13 protein-coding genes are annotated in these 15,911 nt (G+C 60.8%); 7 read left to right on the plus strand and 6 right to left on the minus strand.

Annotation, left to right across the window (positions count from 1 at the left end; translation table 11 throughout):
* The 4 genes from ACT53S_RS21190 to ACT53S_RS21205 form a co-directional block, all read right to left on the minus strand.
* Positions 1-942, minus strand: coding sequence for an ABC transporter permease (locus ACT53S_RS21190; RefSeq protein ID WP_476068458.1), 942 nt, complete (start codon positions 940-942; stop codon positions 1-3).
* Positions 939-1,886, minus strand: a complete 948-nt coding sequence (locus ACT53S_RS21195) for an ABC transporter permease (protein WP_476068459.1) — start codon at positions 1,884-1,886, stop codon at positions 939-941. Before ACT53S_RS21195 ends, ACT53S_RS21190 begins: the two co-directional genes overlap by 4 nt.
* Positions 1,883-3,349: a sugar ABC transporter ATP-binding protein gene (locus ACT53S_RS21200; RefSeq protein ID WP_476068460.1), complete on the minus strand. Its 1,467-nt coding sequence runs from the start codon at positions 3,347-3,349 to the stop codon at positions 1,883-1,885. The genes ACT53S_RS21195 and ACT53S_RS21200 overlap by 4 nt, the downstream gene beginning before the upstream one ends.
* 100 nt (positions 3,350-3,449) lie before the next feature.
* Positions 3,450-4,466 (minus strand): ABC transporter substrate-binding protein, encoded by a 1,017-nt coding sequence (locus ACT53S_RS21205; protein ID WP_113376943.1) that lies wholly within the window; start codon positions 4,464-4,466, stop codon positions 3,450-3,452.
* A 264-nt stretch (positions 4,467-4,730) separates the two neighbouring features.
* Between ACT53S_RS21205 and ACT53S_RS21210 the strand changes: the two genes are divergently transcribed.
* The gene (locus tag ACT53S_RS21210) at positions 4,731-5,975 is read left to right on the plus strand and encodes a GAF domain-containing sensor histidine kinase (RefSeq protein WP_476068478.1); all 1,245 of its coding nucleotides are present in this window, start codon (positions 4,731-4,733) and stop codon (positions 5,973-5,975) included.
* Positions 5,972-6,694: a response regulator gene (locus ACT53S_RS21215; protein WP_476068461.1), complete on the plus strand. Its 723-nt coding sequence runs from the start codon at positions 5,972-5,974 to the stop codon at positions 6,692-6,694. The genes ACT53S_RS21210 and ACT53S_RS21215 overlap by 4 nt, the downstream gene beginning before the upstream one ends.
* Positions 6,695-6,706: 12 nt before the next feature.
* Here ACT53S_RS21215 and ACT53S_RS21220 read toward each other — a convergent pair whose 3' ends face one another.
* Positions 6,707-6,961: a hypothetical protein gene (locus tag ACT53S_RS21220; RefSeq protein ID WP_476068462.1), complete on the minus strand. Its 255-nt coding sequence runs from the start codon at positions 6,959-6,961 to the stop codon at positions 6,707-6,709.
* A 338-nt stretch (positions 6,962-7,299) separates the two neighbouring features.
* Between ACT53S_RS21220 and repA the strand changes: the two genes are divergently transcribed.
* From repA to ACT53S_RS21240, 4 genes are all read left to right on the plus strand, one after another.
* Positions 7,300-8,556 (plus strand): plasmid partitioning protein RepA, encoded by a 1,257-nt coding sequence (repA, locus tag ACT53S_RS21225; protein WP_476068463.1) that lies wholly within the window; start codon positions 7,300-7,302, stop codon positions 8,554-8,556.
* A complete protein-coding gene (repB, locus tag ACT53S_RS21230) occupies positions 8,553-9,686 on the plus strand; it encodes a plasmid partitioning protein RepB (protein ID WP_476068464.1) in 1,134 nt (377 codons plus the stop codon). Before repA ends, repB begins: the two co-directional genes overlap by 4 nt.
* Positions 9,687-9,986: 300 nt before the next feature.
* Positions 9,987-11,228 carry a plasmid replication protein RepC gene (gene repC, locus ACT53S_RS21235; protein ID WP_476068465.1) on the plus strand — a complete coding sequence of 414 codons (1,242 nt, stop codon included), beginning with the start codon at positions 9,987-9,989 and terminating at the stop codon, positions 11,226-11,228.
* A 102-nt stretch (positions 11,229-11,330) separates the two neighbouring features.
* A complete protein-coding gene (locus tag ACT53S_RS21240; protein WP_476068479.1) occupies positions 11,331-11,843 on the plus strand; it encodes a regulatory protein RecX in 513 nt (170 codons plus the stop codon).
* 32 nt (positions 11,844-11,875) lie between these two features.
* Here the strand turns inward: ACT53S_RS21240 and ACT53S_RS21245 are convergent, their stop codons facing one another.
* Positions 11,876-12,928, minus strand: a complete 1,053-nt coding sequence (locus ACT53S_RS21245) for an ornithine cyclodeaminase (RefSeq protein WP_476068466.1) — start codon at positions 12,926-12,928, stop codon at positions 11,876-11,878.
* Between the two features lie 519 nt (positions 12,929-13,447).
* Here ACT53S_RS21245 and ACT53S_RS21250 point away from each other — a divergent pair.
* Positions 13,448-15,911, plus strand: a 2,464-nt coding sequence (locus tag ACT53S_RS21250; protein WP_476068467.1) for a T1SS-143 repeat domain-containing protein, incomplete at its 3' end; no start/stop codon positions are given.

Here is a 15,911-nt window from a genome sequence, read left to right on the forward strand (position 1 = left end):
CTATCGTTTGTCGAGCGAACGGGCGCTCGGCAGCATGATGACGGCGATGATGATGAGGCCGGTGAGGATGAGCCGGATCCCCGCCCCGAAGCCATAGGTGTTGAGCATCGAGACGACCAGGAACATGAAGAGCGACGCCCCCCAGATGCCCGGCACGTTGGAATTGCCACCCGCGACGGCGGTGCCGCCGATGACCACGACGGCAATCGACATCAGCAGGTATTCCGAGCCCATGTTGAGGGCTGCCCCGCCCGAGAAGCTGGCCAGCAGATAGCCGCAAACGGCGGCGAGTACTGCGCACAAGACGTAGGTGACGAAGCGGGTGCCATCGATCGGGATGCCGGTCATACGAGCCGCCCTGATGCTCTGGCCGATGGCGGCGATCCACCGACCGTAGACGGTCTTGTTCAAAACGAACCAGACGATTAGGGACAACAGGAAGGCGACAATGGCAACGTTGGGCACTCCAAGCGTCGATGCGGTGGTGAAATCGGCCAGCGCCGAGGGCGGTTTGATGCGCAGGCCGCGATTGGTCCAGATTGCGGTCGACTGGATGATGAAGCTCATCGACAGTGTTGCGATGATCGGTGGGATACGCAGGAGCTTGATCAGCGCGTAATTGCCGATGCCGATGACAATCCCGACCAGAACGGCAACCAGGAGGCCGACGAGGATCGTGCCGTTGTCGACATTCATCACCTTGAGCGCGACCGTGCCTGCAAGGGTCATGTTGGCAGGCACGGAGAGATCGATATTGCCGGGGCCCAGCGTGATGACCAGCATCTGACCGAGCCCGACGAGGATCGAAAACGCAGCGAATGTCAGCGCGGCCTGGGCAAGGCCCAGTGTGCTTGCTCCGCCGGTAAACAGAACGGTCGTGACGAAGACCAGCGCAGCGGCGACGAAGGACCAGATCCATGGACGTTTCATCAGGGCCGTCATGACTTAACCCTCCGGCCTTCGAAGCGGTTGAGTGCCAGTCGCAAGGTCAGAACCAGAATGAGGATCGCACCTTGTGCGCCGATCTGCCAGTCCGGGGAGATCCTGAGGAAGGACAGGAACGACCCGGCAAGCGTCAATGTGAGCGCTCCGATGACCGCCCCGATCGGCGACACACGCCCGCCAACGAATTCACCACCGCCGAGGATGACGCCGGCGATCGACAGGAGCGTGTAGCGCAGGGCGATGTTGGCATCGGCCGAGGTCGTGAGACCGACCAGCGAGATGCCCGACAGTACGGCAAACAATCCGGCCAGGGCATAGATGGAGGCGCGGGCACCGATGATGGACCATCCGGCACGCTCGACCGAGCGCGCATTGCCGCCGACACCGCGCAACACGACACCGAAAGAGGATCGCATGATCAGGTAGTGGCTGACCACCGCGATGAGGACGCTGGCGACGATCGCCATCGGCACCAAAGGCGGGCGCGAGGTCATGATGGCCCGGATCCAGGTGGGGGCCGAGCCGCCGGGTGCCGGCAGGATTAGGACGGCAAGTCCACCCCAGACAAAGCTCATGCCGAGCGTGACGACGATCGACGGCAGATCACGCACATGGATAAGAACGCCGATGACGGCATAGACGCCGATGGCACCTGCGAGGATCGCGAGACCCAGCAGCGGCGTATCGTTGAGGAAGGTGGCCGCAACGCATGCCGCGAAGCTGACGAAGGTGCCCATCGAGAGATCAAGGTCGTTGATGGTCATGACCAGCATCTGGGCGATGGTGGCGAGCGCGATCGGGACTGCGAGATTGAACAGAAGGTTCAGCCCTGTATAGCTCATCGCGCGCGGCTGAAGATAAAAGACCGCAGTGAGCAGGACCGCGAGCGAGAGCGCGGGGATCAGCAGGCGGATGCTGTCGGCAGAAAGGTGAGCCTTCATGCCGCCGCCTCCTTGAAGGATGCAGACAAAATGTTTTCCTCCGAGACCTCGTCACCGGCGAGTTCGGCGACGATGGCACCGTTGTTGAAGACATAGACGCGGTCGCAAAGGCAGACCTCGTCCATCTCGGTGGAATACCAGATGAAGGTTCTGCCGTTCTCGGCCTCGCTTCTCAGGATGGCGTAAACTTCCTGTTTGGTGCCGAAGTCGACGCCGCGCATGGGATCGTCCATGAGTACGATCGGCGCGCGGCTCGAAAGCGCGCGGGCGAAGAGGGCCTTTTGCTGGTTTCCGCCGGACAAAGACAGAATGCCGTTCTCCATGTCGGGCGTGCGGATTCCAATGCGCTCTTTCCAGGCTTGGCCCAGCGCTCGTTCTCTTTCCTCATCAAGTTTTCCAAGACGTGTCAGATCGGGCAAGACGCCGATGCTGAAATTTTTCAGGATGCTCCAAAGCGTGAAGGTGCCGTTGACGGCCCGATCGCCCGCGACGAAGGCGACTTCAGGATCTTTGGACCGCAGCCAATTGCCGTTTCGGGCGTTGAACAGATTGATCAGCATCTCAGTCTGGCCATGACCACCGAGGCCGGCAAAGCCAATGATTTCGCCGCGATGCGCTTGGAACGGCAGTCCCACACCGCGCGCCGGCGCCGCCGTCATGACGGGCGCGCCGCTTCGGGCCGTCGTCGACATGCGCGCCTGCCGTGCCTTCACGACGCTGCCCATGGCCTCGATCAGGCCGTGTTCCGAGAAGTCCGCCGCCGGACGTTCGGCGACCACCTTGCCGTCCTTCATGACGACGATGCGGCTCGCAATCGACAGGATCTCGCTAAGGATATGGGAAATGAAGACCACGGCGCCGCCGGCCGTGACAAATCGGCGGACGTAAGTCAGCAGTTGCTCGGCCAGCCGGGCGTCGAGTGAGGATGTCGGTTCATCGAGAATAACCAGGCGGACCGGATTGCCGATCTCGCAGAAGGTGATGGCGATCTCAACCATCTGCCGCTCGGCAATCGTCAGGTTGCCGACCTGTTCGGAGGCGTCGATCGCATGACCCGGAAAAATCTCGTTCAGCTTTTTCGCGATGATGTCGGCGCCCCGCTTTCGCCAGCCGAAACCGGAAAGCCCGCGATGCATGACGCGGGTGTTTTCGACGACGGTCAGGTTCGGGCAGAGCGACAACTCCTGAAACACGCAGCGGATGCCAGCCTCGCGCGCGGCGTTGATGCCCTGGCCGGTCGAACTGCCGAAGGCGACCGCGCCGTGATGCGGGGTGAGCCCGCCATTGATGACGTTGACGATGGTGGATTTGCCGGCGCCATTATGCCCGACGAGTCCGATGCATTCCCCCGCTCGTATCGTCAGAGTGACGCCGTCCAGGGCTCGGACAGCGCCATAGTGCACCTTGGCATCCGTGACGCTGACGACGGTCGCCGCTGCCTCGTTCGCATTCATGTCTTTCATCCAATTCGCAATCGCTCAGCGCCCCAGCGCGGGCCACCTGTCCCGTTCCGCCCGGCAACGAGGCCGGACGGATCGGGGGAGGGTCGATTAAGGCCAAATGTTACTTGGCCGAAGCGATGACCTTCTGGGCGTCTTCGAGCGAGTACTCGACATTAGCGACGCCGCCGGCCTGGGTGTTGGCGAGATTGGCTTCCAGGTTGTCCTGGTCGATGCGCAGGAAGGGAACGACGAGGTCCTTCTTCACTTCCTTGCCGTCGAGGATCTGCTGGGCGACCCAGAAGGCGAGCGTCGAGACACCAGGCGCAATCGAGACCGACATGGTCTCATAGCCGTTGGCGTCCTTCTGTTCCTTCCACCACTTCAACTCGTCTTCGCGGTTACCCATGACGATGACGGGCATTTTGCGATTGGCGGCAGCAATCGCCTGTGCCGCACCGTAGCCGTCGCCACCCTGGGTCACGACGCCGACGATATCGGGCAGGCTCGGCAGGATGCCGGCGACGGCCTTCTGCGCGACGTCCTGAGCCCAGTCGCCATGCACGGAGCCGACGATCTTGAACTGCGGGAACTGTTCGACGCCGGCATGAATACCGGCCGAGATTTCGTCATCAACGAAGACACCGGCAAGGCCGCGGATCTCGAGCAGATTGCCGCCTTCAGGCAGCTTGCCCGAGAGATACTCCACCTGGCTGCGGCCCATCTCCTTGAAGTCGACAGCGATGCGCCAGGCGCAGGGTTCGGTGACGATGCCGTCGAACGAAACGACTGTGATGCCGGCATCGCAGGCTTCCTTGACGGCGCCGTTGAGCGCGGTCGGCGAGGCAGCATTGATGACGATCGCGTCATAACCCTGCAGGATCATGTTCTGGATCTGGGCGGCCTGTTCGGTGGCCTGGTTTTCGGCAGTCGTGAAGGCGTCTGCTGCGGCGACCGTTCCGGCCTTCACAGCTTCGCCGGTGACCTTTTCCCAGCTGGTCAGCATGGCCTGGCGCCAGGAATTTCCGGCATAGTTGTTGGACAAGGCGATCTTCTTGCCCGAGGTATCGGCAAGGGCCGTCATCGGTGTCGCAGCGACGCACAAAGCGGCGGTCGCCAGAAGAATTCTGGTGGCTCTCATCATCTCACTCCCTGTTGCCCGGTCTCGTCGGACCGGTTTCCTCCTGTCGGCCAAGCTGTGGCTCCGGCCGACCTCCCTGTCGAGTTTCCTCCCCTCGACACCCTCAAGATGGAATAGATCAGGGGATGTGTATAGGGCGACGGTGGCAGCGCATGTGCGGGATTTACGAAATAAGGTGCGGGATCTCGCAGGACGCGCGCTATACCTCTCTGTGTTATAGAAGGTGTGGTGCCTGGAGGAGCAGGCGCCATGGGAGGACGACCGATGCTCAACCTTGCGCCCTCGGCGCTGCTCGACCACTATCTCGGGATTTCCCGACTTCTGGCAGGGCAATTGGATTTCCGCTCCGCGATCAAGGCGGTGGGCGTCGAGGTATCCCATATCGTGCCGCATGACCATCTGGATGTCTGCATCATGATGGTGAACGGCCTCTACCACACGGCTTATGAGACCGGGCTCGACACCTTTTGGGGGCAGGCGGCGCCCGCACCCGTGACCAGCAGTCCCATCCGCACCTTGTTATGGGGCGAAATCGATTTTTTCCTGACTCCGGATGCGCAGCAGGAAAGCCGCTACTACAGCGATACCCCTTTTACCCAGCCGATCTTCGAACACAATTTGCGCAGCCGCATCCATGTGCCGTTGAAGGTCGGGGGGCAGGTGATCGGTGCGCTCAGCTGCTCCTCGCATCAGGTCGATTTCTATACCTCGGGCGACGTCAAGAATGCCCAGTCGATCGCCGATCTGCTCTCGCCCTATTTCTTTGCGCTGCGCGCTGCCGACCAAGCAAAACAGTCGGCGATCGTGGAGGCCGAGGCGCGAGCTCGGGAGGAAGGTTTGCGGCTCGGGGCGCTCAGCCTGACCGAAGCGCTGGAGCGGGAACGTCAGCGCATTGGTATGGACCTGCACGACCAGACGCTTGCCGATCTTACCCGTCTGTCGCGCCGTCTCGACAGGTTGATCCAGGAGCGCGACCTGAATGGCGAGGCATTGGAGCCGATTGCCCGAAGCCTGCAACACTGCATGCAAGACCTGCGCGAAATCATCGAGGAGGCAAAACCTTCTGTCCTGCAGCTCTTTGGTTTTGCCCATGCGGTGGAAAACCATCTCGACCGGGCGGTGCGCGACCAGGGTTCACAGATCGAATGCAACCTTGCCGACGAGACAGACGGCCTGATCGACATGGTCGACCAGACGGTGCGCATCGCGCTCTTCCGCATCGTGCAGGAAGCAATCAACAACGCCGTGCGCCATGCGCGGGCGACCGCGATCGCCGTGCGCCTGCGCAACACTGCGACAACGCTTGTCATCGAGGTCAGTGACGACGGTCATGGCATCCCGCGCAAGGAGCGCCGATCCGGCGGCGGCATCGACAACATGACGACGAGGGCCCGCCTGATCTCGGCCAAGTTTACGCTGGGGCCGAATCGCGACGGCCGCGGCACCACCGTGCGTTTGCAATTGCCCTTGGCCCAAGGTCGGCGCAAATCCGCAGGAGACACACAATGAAGGTCCTGATCGTCGAAGACGACCCGCTGCATCGCTCATATCTTCTGGAAGCCGTTTGCGCGGCTTTGCCGGAATGCAAGACGGTCATCGAGGCCGAAAATGGTGCAGACGGCGAGCGGCTCGCCCGCGATCACAAGTCTGCCCATGTGGTGATGGACCTGCAGATGAACGCCAGGAACGGCATCGAGGCGGCCCGTACCATCTGGAAGGAGCGACCGGATACCCGAATCCTGTTCTGGTCCAACTATTCCGACGAAGCCTATGTGCGGGGTGTCTCCCGCATCGTGCCTGATGGTGCAGCCTATGGATATGTGCTGAAATCGGCGTCGGATGAACGGCTCAAACTGGCTTTGCGCTCTATCTTCGTCGAGGCGCAATGCGTCATAGATCGTGAAGTCCGCGGCATGCAGCAGAAGAGCCTCGGTCAGGTGAAGGGCTTCAGCGACAGCGAATACGAAATCCTGGTCGACATTGCGCTCGGTTTGACAGATCGCACTATTGCGCGCCGGCGAGGCCTGTCGCTCCGCAGCGTCCAGAACCGCCTGCAATCGCTTTACGAAAAGCTCGACGTCTACCAGATGACGCTGGATGAAGGCGAGGAGGGGCGCTTCAACCTGCGTGCCCGCGCGGTCACTGTCGCGCTCTTGCGCAAGCTCCTGAATTACAGTGCACTGGAGCGCGCAGAGGCAGAACTCAGTGACTGGCTGCGGTCGCACTAGGCTTGCAGAGCCTCAGGAGATGTCACCCCATTCGGGTTGCCACACGACTCCTTCGGTCAGCTCGACATAAATCGGAGCTTCACCACCGCTGTGGGTTTCGGCAAGGCGCAAGGCAGCCTCCGGCTCCATTTCCTCGCCCGGAAATATGGTGTCGTCGATCGCGGGATCGGTGATTTTGCGAACATAGCCGCGAACCTGCTCGCCGGAGGTGTACAGTTTGACGACGATCGAGTCGGGTATCGGGTTCTGGTACCGGTGGAAACGCATCAACGTCCTCCTTGCTGCTGTCACTGACGGTGACAATCGTCTGGCCCCACCGATGTTCCCTCGGCGGCAAACGGCTGGGCGCCCGGGTGTGGCCGTTAAGATTTCGTTAACCAAAAACCGCTTGACGCGACTCAGGTGATCCGCGAGGCTTTTACGGGCAAGAGGCGATAATGAGCCTCATTGCCGTAACTGACGTCACATTCTGTTAGTCGCTCGCAATTGCGTATTTCCATCGCCGCGAGAATCGCAGATGTCATAGACTGTCTGCCCGGCTTGACCGTATTGCGCCATGATGGCGGCATTCCCGGTCGAGCAGGCTGAAAGAACGGAGAGGACCGATGGGTCAGCCATCGATCAACGCAAATTTGGAAGAGGCCATGCCGTTGCGCCCTGCCGACGAGACCATCGCGGAAGACGCCCAGGCGCTGTCTGCGCAACTGCAGGCCATGCGGGAGCGTTTGTTTGCGCCTTCCTCGCAGAAAACACTGCGCAGCTTCACCTCGGGTGAAGCCGCGCGCCTGATCGGTGTGTCGGACGGTTATTTGCGGCAGCTTTCGCTGGCCGGAGACGGCCCGCAGCCAGTCGTCGGAAGCGGCGGTCGTCGCTTCTATTCCTTGAAGGACATTAATGCTCTTCGCCATTTCCTTGCCGATCAGGCTCGTGCCAAGGGCAATGACACCAAGGCGCGCTCCTATGTGAAGTGGCGGGACCCGGCGCGCGGCGAGCATCTGCAGGTTATCTCTGTCACCAACTTCAAAGGCGGTTCCGGCAAGACGACGTCGTCCGTTCATCTGGCGCAGCACCTTGCCCTGACCGGTCACAGGGTCCTGGCGGTTGACCTCGATCCGCAGGCCTCCCTCTCGGCGATGTTCGGTTATCAACCGGAATTGGATCTGTCCGGCAACGACACCATCTACGGCGCGATCCGGTACGATGCCGAAGCCCGGCCTTTGCGGGAGATCATCCGGTCGACCTATTTCGACGGGCTTGATCTTGTGCCCGGCAATCTGGAACTGCAGGAATTCGAGCATGTGACGCCTCAGGCGCTCGCCGGGCGCAAGCCGGGCGATACGCAGGGACTGTTCTTCGCCCGGGTTCAGGCTGCGCTCGCAAGTGTCGCGGACGATTACGACGTCGTCGTCATCGATTGCCCGCCGCAGCTCGGTTACCTGACGCTGTCGGCCCTTTGTGCCTCCACTTCGGTCGTCGTCACCGTGCATCCGCAGATGCTTGATGTCGCATCGATGAGCCAGTTCCTGTTCATGACCTCTGACCTTCTGTCGGTTGTGCGCGAAGCCGGCGGTCAGCTAAATTTCGACTTCCTGCGTTATCTCGTGACGCGCTTCGAGCCGCATGACGGGCCACAGACCCAGATCGTTGGTTTCCTGAGATCGCTTTTCGGCGAGCGCGTCTTGACGGCGCCGATGCTGAAATCGACCGCGGTGTCCGATGCCGGCCTGACCAAGCAGACGCTCTATGAGGTGGGTCGGGAGAATTTCTCACGCGGCACCTATGACCGGGCCATGGAAGCGCTCGATGCCGTCAACAGTGAAATCGAGGCTCTGGTCCACACGGCATGGGGGCGGACGACATGACGGGCCGCGACCGCAAGAATTCGATCAAGGCACTGTTCGGCGACGCCATCATACCGCCGGCCGCCGCCAATCCGGTAGCCGGGGCCCCGCCCGCGGCTTCCTCACTTCAGAGGGCGCCGGAAGTCAAATCGATAGCTATTCCGGCTCCAGCGACCAAGCCTTCAACACCTGTTGCTCCCGCCAATGCGGACGCTGGCGTATCGCCCTTGCGCGCTGCATCCGGTGCCGTGAAGGCCATGGGGTTGTCGCTCAACACGATCGCCCGAGAAGCGGAAGAGGTGCGCCATCTGCGCCAGGCTCTGGAAGAGGGCGAGCGCGTCTTGTCGCTTCCGACCAACCGCATCGAGGCGTCCTTCGTTTCCGACCGCCTGACGGCCGGCGAGGTGGATGATCCGCAATTTGCCGAACTCGTCGAGAGCATGCGGGAAAGCGGTCAGCAGGTGCCGATCCTGGTGCGGCCTCACCCCTCCGAGGACGGCCGTTTCCAGGTGGCCTATGGCCATCGTCGCCTGCGTGCTGCCTCAGCTCTTGGGATCGAGGTCAAGGCACTGGTTCGGAGCCTGACCGACGACCAGTTGATCCTTGCCCAAGGCAAGGAAAATGCCGAGCGGCGCAATCTGTCCTTCATCGAACGCGCGGTTTTTGCCCGCACGCTGGTGAGCCGCGGCTTCGACCGTCGGCTGATTGGCGAGGCGCTTGCAGTCCAGAAATCGGAACTGTCGCGCCTTCTCCAGGTGGCCGAGGGTATTCCCGAGACGGTGATCCGCGCGATCGGTCCTGCGCCGAAGGCAGGCCGTGAGCGGTGGATGAAGCTCATGGAGCTTTTCGGCGCCAAGGCTTCCTCCGAAACGGCTGCCGACGAGATCGGCCAGGCTATTTTTCGGGAATCGGACACCGACCGGCGGTTCGAACTGCTGCTTGCGCGGCTGACGCAACCCGCGGCAGTGCGAGGCGAGAAGGCCGAGCCGGTTGAATTGCTGGCGCCTGGAGGCCGTGTTTTTGCCGGTTACAAACGTCAGGGACGTATTGTCAGGATCGATTTTGCCAAGGATGTCGACGAGGCCTTCCTCGATGCTCTCTCCGAGCATGTGAAGCGGGCCTATGCGGAACATCTGAAGACCAAAAGTTGAGAATGACGGCAGGCTCAGCCTGCCCGTTTCGGCATAGCTTTTCGGACTGATTCGGCCCTCTCGCAGGCCGCTCGTCCACCAGACACACGCGAAACCAGGAAAGGAAGCGCGGAGACAAGAAAAAAGGCCCCCAAAACGTGACCGTTTCGGAATCCCTCTCGTATGTAGCAATCTGAGAGAATCACTTCCACCAGGCAAAGTCAAGAGTCGGCGGCATCATTGTCGGATCCGAGACCATTGCTCTGCGCCTAAGGCTTCGTTCAAAGGGCCCGTCTTGCCTCTTCACGAGAGGACCGGATCATGATGGACAGGCTTGCGACGACGCCTTTCGGCGGCGGCAGGATGTCTGCGCGGCTGTTTGCCCGCCAGGCTTCCGTCTCCGAGAGGCAGGAGAAACTGCGCGCCGGCGACGGCGGCAACGATACGGGTGGCGGCGACAAATGGCAGTTGCTGCGGGCGCTTACCGAAGCGCGCGCCCATTTCGGCCTGAGCGACCGGGCGATCGGCCTGCTTGAGGCTCTGGTGAGCTTCACCACCGATCGCATGCTCGACGGATCGAAACAGATCATCGTCTTCCCGTCCAACCGCGAACTCTCGATCCGCGCCCGTGGTATGGCCCCGGCCACCATCCGCAGGCATCTGGCGGCGCTGGTCGAGGCCGGACTGATCTTTCGCCGCGATAGTGCCAACGGCAAACGTTACTGCGTGAGAAACGATCACGGCATGGTCGACGAGGCCTTTGGCTTCGACCTGGCGCCCCTGGCCCTGAAAGCTGCCGAGATCCATGCGGCCGCGGAGGCTGTGCGCAGCGAGGCGAAGGCCCTGCGCTCGCTGCGAACCGAGGTGACCCTGCATCTGCGGGATATCTCCAAAATCCTCACGGCCGCTATTGAGGAGGCAAGGCCGGGCGATTGGTCGGTGCTCGTTGCCGAGTTTCAGGAGATGTCTTTTGGCAGTCTCCCGCGCCGTCCGGATGCAGCCGCGCTCAAGGCGTTGCGGGCACGCCTTACGGCATTCCGGACAAAGGTGGAAAATGCTTATCTATCAAGCCTCTCAGAAGAAGAAATGAGCGGCAATGACCTTCAATCCGAGCGCCATATTCAGAATTCAAACACAGACCTACCATTTGAATTAAACGGCAAAAGAGAATTAAAAGGGGCGGAGCCGGGGGGCGATCGAGGCGAGGGCGAAACGAATGCGGACAAGGTGCCGGAAAAGAGGGTGGCGATCAGCCTGGAGCGGATGCGGAAGGTCTGCCCGCAAATCGGCGATTATGCGCAAGGCGGCCTGAAAAACTGGCAGGATCTCATTCGTGCCGCCGATCTGGTTCGCTCTATGCTGGGCGTCTCTCCCGATGCCTGGGCCAAGGCCCGGAAGGCGATGGGCGAACAGGCGGCTGCCATTGTCGTGGCGATCATGCTGGAACGTGTCGAAGATATCCGTTCGCCGGGTGGTTATCTGCGCGACCTGACGCGCAAGGCTGAACGGTCAGCCTTCAGTATCTATCCGATGCTGCAGGCGCTGGAACGGCAGCGGGAGTGAGGACTGCGCATGGCAGAGCAGGAAAATTCTCAGACAGCAGGCCCTTTCGCAACGACAACCGAAGGCGGCGGGAGGCCGGATAGCGAAGCGCCGACGGTGCGGATGCTCTCCTGGGCGAAAAACTCGGCGGCCTATCGGCTGGCGCGGCGAATGATGAGCGAGCGAGAGCTGGCCGATGCAATCCGGCGCAAGGCGAAAACCAAATTCGAGGATATTACGAACGAACAACTGAACGCTCTGGCAGAGCACGCGGTTGCGTTCGGCCGGGGCATGAAGGCGCTGGATGATGAAAATTACGCGCAGGTTCGTTCCGCCTCGGCGGCCAGAAGTGGCAAATCGAGCCGGGCCGTCGCCCGCAAACTGGCTGAGAAGGGGATCGAGCGCGGTATCATCGAGACCACCGTCGCCGACATGGATGAATTGCGGGCAGCCGTCGTTTACGCCCGCAAGAAAGCCTTCGGTCCGTTCCAGCGGACCGAACTCGGCCCGGATGAAACGCGGCGGAGCAGAGAGCTCGCCTCTTTCGCCCGCCAGGGGTTTGGTTTCGATCTCGCCAGACGGGTCCTGCTCATGGAGCGAGACGAGGCCGAAGAGATCCTGATGCGCCCCGCCTGAGCTTTTGACGTCCTGAGAGCGCGCTCGAGACTTCAATCCTTGGCGCGCTGGAGCATCCCGAACAGGTCGCGTGGATCATCCGGATCCGCAATCAGATCGACCGGCTGATAGAATCGCGTGCCCTGCACGCGTTCCCTGACGTAGCGCAGAGCGGAAAAATCCTCGATGGCAAAGCCGACGCTATCGAACAGCGTGATCTGCCTCTGATCGCGACGACCGGGCGCTTCGCCGGTGATCACCTGCCAGAGTTCTGTCACGGGATAATCCGCCGGCATCTGCTGGATCTCCCCTTCGATCCGCGTTTGAGGAGGATACTCCACGAAGGTCTCGACCCGCTCAAGGATGTCCCGATGCAATTCGGTCTTTCCCGGGCAGTCGCCACCGATGGCATTAATGTGTACGCCGGCGCCGACCATGTTGTCCGACAGGATCGTGGCGTTCTGCTTGTCGGCAGTGCAGGTGGTGATGATCTGGGCGCCCTCGACAGCCGATTGTGCGGTGTCGCATGCAGTCAGATGCAGGCCGGATCCAGCGAGGTTGCGCATGGTCTTTTCGGTCGCGCGTGGGTCGATGTCATAGAGCCGCAGATGGGTGAGGCCGAGCACGGCCTTCATGGCCAGCGCCTGGAATTCGGCCTGGGCGCCATTGCCGATCATCGCCATTGTCGTCGCGCCCTTGGGGGCCAGGTGACGGGCGGCCATGGCCGAGGTGGCAGCTGTCCGCAGCGCCGTCAGGAGGGTCATTTCGGTGAGGAGAACCGGATAGCCCGTTCCGACTTCGGCCAGCAGACCGAATGCGGTCACAGTTTGCAGCCCCTGCGCCATGTTCTTCGGGTGGCCGTTGACATACTTAAACGAATAGATCTCGCCATCGGATGTCGGCATCAACTCGATCACGCCTTCACGCGAGTGGGACGCGACACGTGGCGTCTTGTCGAACAGCGGCCAGCGGCGAAAATCCGCCTCAATGACGTCGGTCAGTTCTGTCAGAACCCGCTCGATTCCGATGTGGTGGACGAGACGCATCATGTTCTCGACGCTGACGAAGGGGACGAGGGCTTTTTCCGAAGGGGCGGGGGCTGTCATGCATCACCATGCGAGAGGGTTCATGGCGCAGCAGTCTAAGAACAATCCGAGTTGAACGTAACGCCGATATTCTGTCGATATGATCTGCCGCTTGAGCAGTTTGCGACATCGTGTTTGTCAATATGACGGATCTTATTCGCTCCAGGGTGGAAGCGCGAGTGCGGGGAGCGCTCTCTTCTTCGCCGGTGTCTTCAATAATCGGAGAAATGCCCTGCGGAGACAGGGACACAGGTTGAAACGAAGTGTTCGATACGGCCCCAGCGTGATCTCGTGGCGTCTGAAAACAACTTCGAAGAGTGTTGAAGCAAGCCTTATCGTACCTCGACCGAGGTTTTCCCAACTCTGCTACAATTTGATTAAAATACCGAAATTCATGGCTTTTTAGCTTTGTGAATTAACTGTTCTTTCAATAATGGTCGCTGAATGCATAACCGGCTATGCCTGCAGGGTTAAGAAAGCGTTGCACTGTCCCCCAGGTCGCGATTTAACTGCGATCAACTTGTTAAGGGGTGAGTTACCATGTCCATCGAAGATCCGCGCCTGTCTAACTTTGACAACAATTCTTCTGCTGATGAATTTGATGCTGCGGTAGAGCAGCACCTCGGATATGTTCATGATGACACCCGCAGCGTCGAGGTGGCTCAGGCCACCACGCCGGATGCGAATGGTGATGGCTCGAAAACGGATCGCCTGCCGACGCAAACAGCAGCCGCGTCGATCCCCACGGAAGTCGTCCCGGATCAGAACAATGTCGTGACCCTTCCGGTCGGCGTGTCGATCGACGACATCCGGCTCGAAGGCGGCAACCTCGTGCTCGTCCAAGCCGACGGCACCGAGATCGTGATTGTCGGGGGCGCTGCCAACATCCCGACCTTCGTCATCGGTGAGGTCGAGTTGCCGCAGCAGGCGCTCTTCGCCGCTCTCGAAGGCAGCGACATCAACGTTGCCCAGGGCCCGGACGGCTCCTATTCGGCCTCGGCCGGTTCGCCGAGCAATGGCGGCGACTTCGACGACAGCCCGATCAACAACGGTCCGGAGCAGTTTGCTCTTGCGGGCCTGCTGGGCAATACAGATCTCCCTGACGCTGCGCCCGAGGGCAGCCAGGAAGGTATCGACGGTCAGCCGATCGCCCCGGATCTGGGCGTCAGCGTCGTCTTCGACGAGGCAGTCATTGCTGACGATGTTAAGGGCAACGAGACCACGGGCGGCCAGCTCGTCTTCGATCCCGGCCCGAATTTTGGCACCGTCAGCGGTGTCACCTGGACGGGAGCTGGAAATGTCGCTGAGGGCGTAAGTGGCAATTCCACATCCACTCCGGTCGGACTGACGTCCAACGGCCATCCCGTGCAGTTCGAGTTCGGCGCACCGGGTGGACCTGCGGAACTGAGCTTCGTTGCTGTCAGAGCCTTTATCGTCATCGATGGGAAAGAATCCACCGTCTTTACGATCACTATCGACGATCGTACTTCCGGCGAATTCACCTTCAAGCTCGAGCAGCCGCTTGACCATCCCGATGTCGGCGAGAGCAGCGTCGATGACCTGCTGCGGCTCGACTTCGAGTATACCGTCACGGACCTCGACGGCGACAGCGACACCGGCAGCTTCAGCATCGATATCGCGGACGATGCCCCGACCTTCATGACGGGGGGCGAGTCCGATGGAGAGGAACTGCGCTTTGACGGCATCGAAATCGGTACCGTCTCGGAAGACTATTTGGAGGGCGGAAACCAGGACGCGGAAAATCCTGACGGGATCTCCACGACCGTCTCCCGCGAACTCGGCATCGACTGGGGCGCCGACGACGATTTCAAGGCAGAAAACCTCGGCACGGAAGCGACCGACGATCCGATCGGCCGCACGCTGAGCTTCTCCGGTTTGGACGAAAACTCGACCTCTGAAGATATCACGAGGGTTATCACCGACCTCGCCGGCCTGAGCGCCGATGGCATCGAACTCACCTACCGGATCGAAAAGACCGTCTATGAGAACACGAACGTCTGGAATGGCGGCTACATTCTGATCGCCGAAAAGGCGATCGAACACAACGAGGCCAAGGTGGTGTTCGAAGGTGAAGGCTCGTTCAAAGGCGAGACAGTGTTCACCATCACGCTCGATGCCACCGCCGACCATGGCAGTTATACCTTCGAACTGCTCGGCAATCTTGATCATCTGCCCCAGCTGGGCGGTAGCCCCGAGCCCGAGGGCAACGAAGTTTTTGTGGCAGCCGAAAGCCCGGTCGATGTCGACATTCTGACCTTCGACATTCCGTTCACCGCAACGGATGCCGACGGCGACAGCATCGAGGGCAGCTTCACGGTTGACATCCTCGATGACGAGCCGGAGCTGAGTGGCAAGGTTGAGGCACGCACGGTCGATGAAGACGATATCGACACGACTGGTTCTCTTGGCAACCATCCGAATGATGGGGATGGCGACGGTTCGTACACGGGTACGCCTGGCGTCAACAATGGTGGCCCGGCTTCGATCACAGGCTCGCTTTCTACCCTGGTGAAGGTTGGTGCGGATGACGCGGTAAAGTTCTCGTTCATCGACGAGGGTGCTGCCCGCACGTATCTGACCGGCCTCGGTCTGAAATCCGAAGGTGCTGTTCTCAGCTACCAGATCAAGGAAGGCGTTCTTTACGCATTCGAGAATTCTGGCGAGCCGGGCGTCAGCTATGATCCGCTAAACGGTGACCGTTTGGTGTTTACGCTGCAGGTCAAGGGTGATGGCAGCTATGAGTTCAAGCAGTACGACCAACTCGACCACACCGGTTCGACGATCGATGAGCTGCCGATCAAGTTCGGTCCGGTCGTCCAGGCGACGGACTTTGATGGCGACAGCGTGAAGCTTGGCGACAACTTCACGATCACGATCAAGGACGATGCGCCGGAGCTGAGTGGCAAGGTTGAGGCACGCACGGTCGATGAAGACGATATCGACACGACTGGTTCTCTTGGCAACCATCCGAATGATGGGGATG

The organism is Allorhizobium sp. DMC15, from assembly GCF_056314065.1.

Coding starts and splice junctions, on each gene's coding strand:
- ACT53S_RS21190 (WP_476068458.1), bottom strand. CDS start 942: ATGACGGCCCTGATGAAACGTCCATGGATCTGGTCCTTCGTCGCCGCT.
- ACT53S_RS21195 (WP_476068459.1), bottom strand. CDS start 1,886: ATGAAGGCTCACCTTTCTGCCGACAGCATCCGCCTGCTGATCCCCGCG.
- ACT53S_RS21200 (WP_476068460.1), bottom strand. CDS start 3,349: ATGAAAGACATGAATGCGAACGAGGCAGCGGCGACCGTCGTCAGCGTC.
- ACT53S_RS21205 (WP_113376943.1), bottom strand. CDS start 4,466: ATGAGAGCCACCAGAATTCTTCTGGCGACCGCCGCTTTGTGCGTCGCT.
- ACT53S_RS21210 (WP_476068478.1), top strand. CDS start 4,731: ATGCTCAACCTTGCGCCCTCGGCGCTGCTCGACCACTATCTCGGGATT.
- ACT53S_RS21215 (WP_476068461.1), top strand. CDS start 5,972: ATGAAGGTCCTGATCGTCGAAGACGACCCGCTGCATCGCTCATATCTT.
- ACT53S_RS21220 (WP_476068462.1), bottom strand. CDS start 6,961: ATGCGTTTCCACCGGTACCAGAACCCGATACCCGACTCGATCGTCGTC.
- repA (WP_476068463.1), top strand. CDS start 7,300: ATGGGTCAGCCATCGATCAACGCAAATTTGGAAGAGGCCATGCCGTTG.
- repB (WP_476068464.1), top strand. CDS start 8,553: ATGACGGGCCGCGACCGCAAGAATTCGATCAAGGCACTGTTCGGCGAC.
- repC (WP_476068465.1), top strand. CDS start 9,987: ATGATGGACAGGCTTGCGACGACGCCTTTCGGCGGCGGCAGGATGTCT.
- ACT53S_RS21240 (WP_476068479.1), top strand. CDS start 11,331: ATGCTCTCCTGGGCGAAAAACTCGGCGGCCTATCGGCTGGCGCGGCGA.
- ACT53S_RS21245 (WP_476068466.1), bottom strand. CDS start 12,928: ATGACAGCCCCCGCCCCTTCGGAAAAAGCCCTCGTCCCCTTCGTCAGC.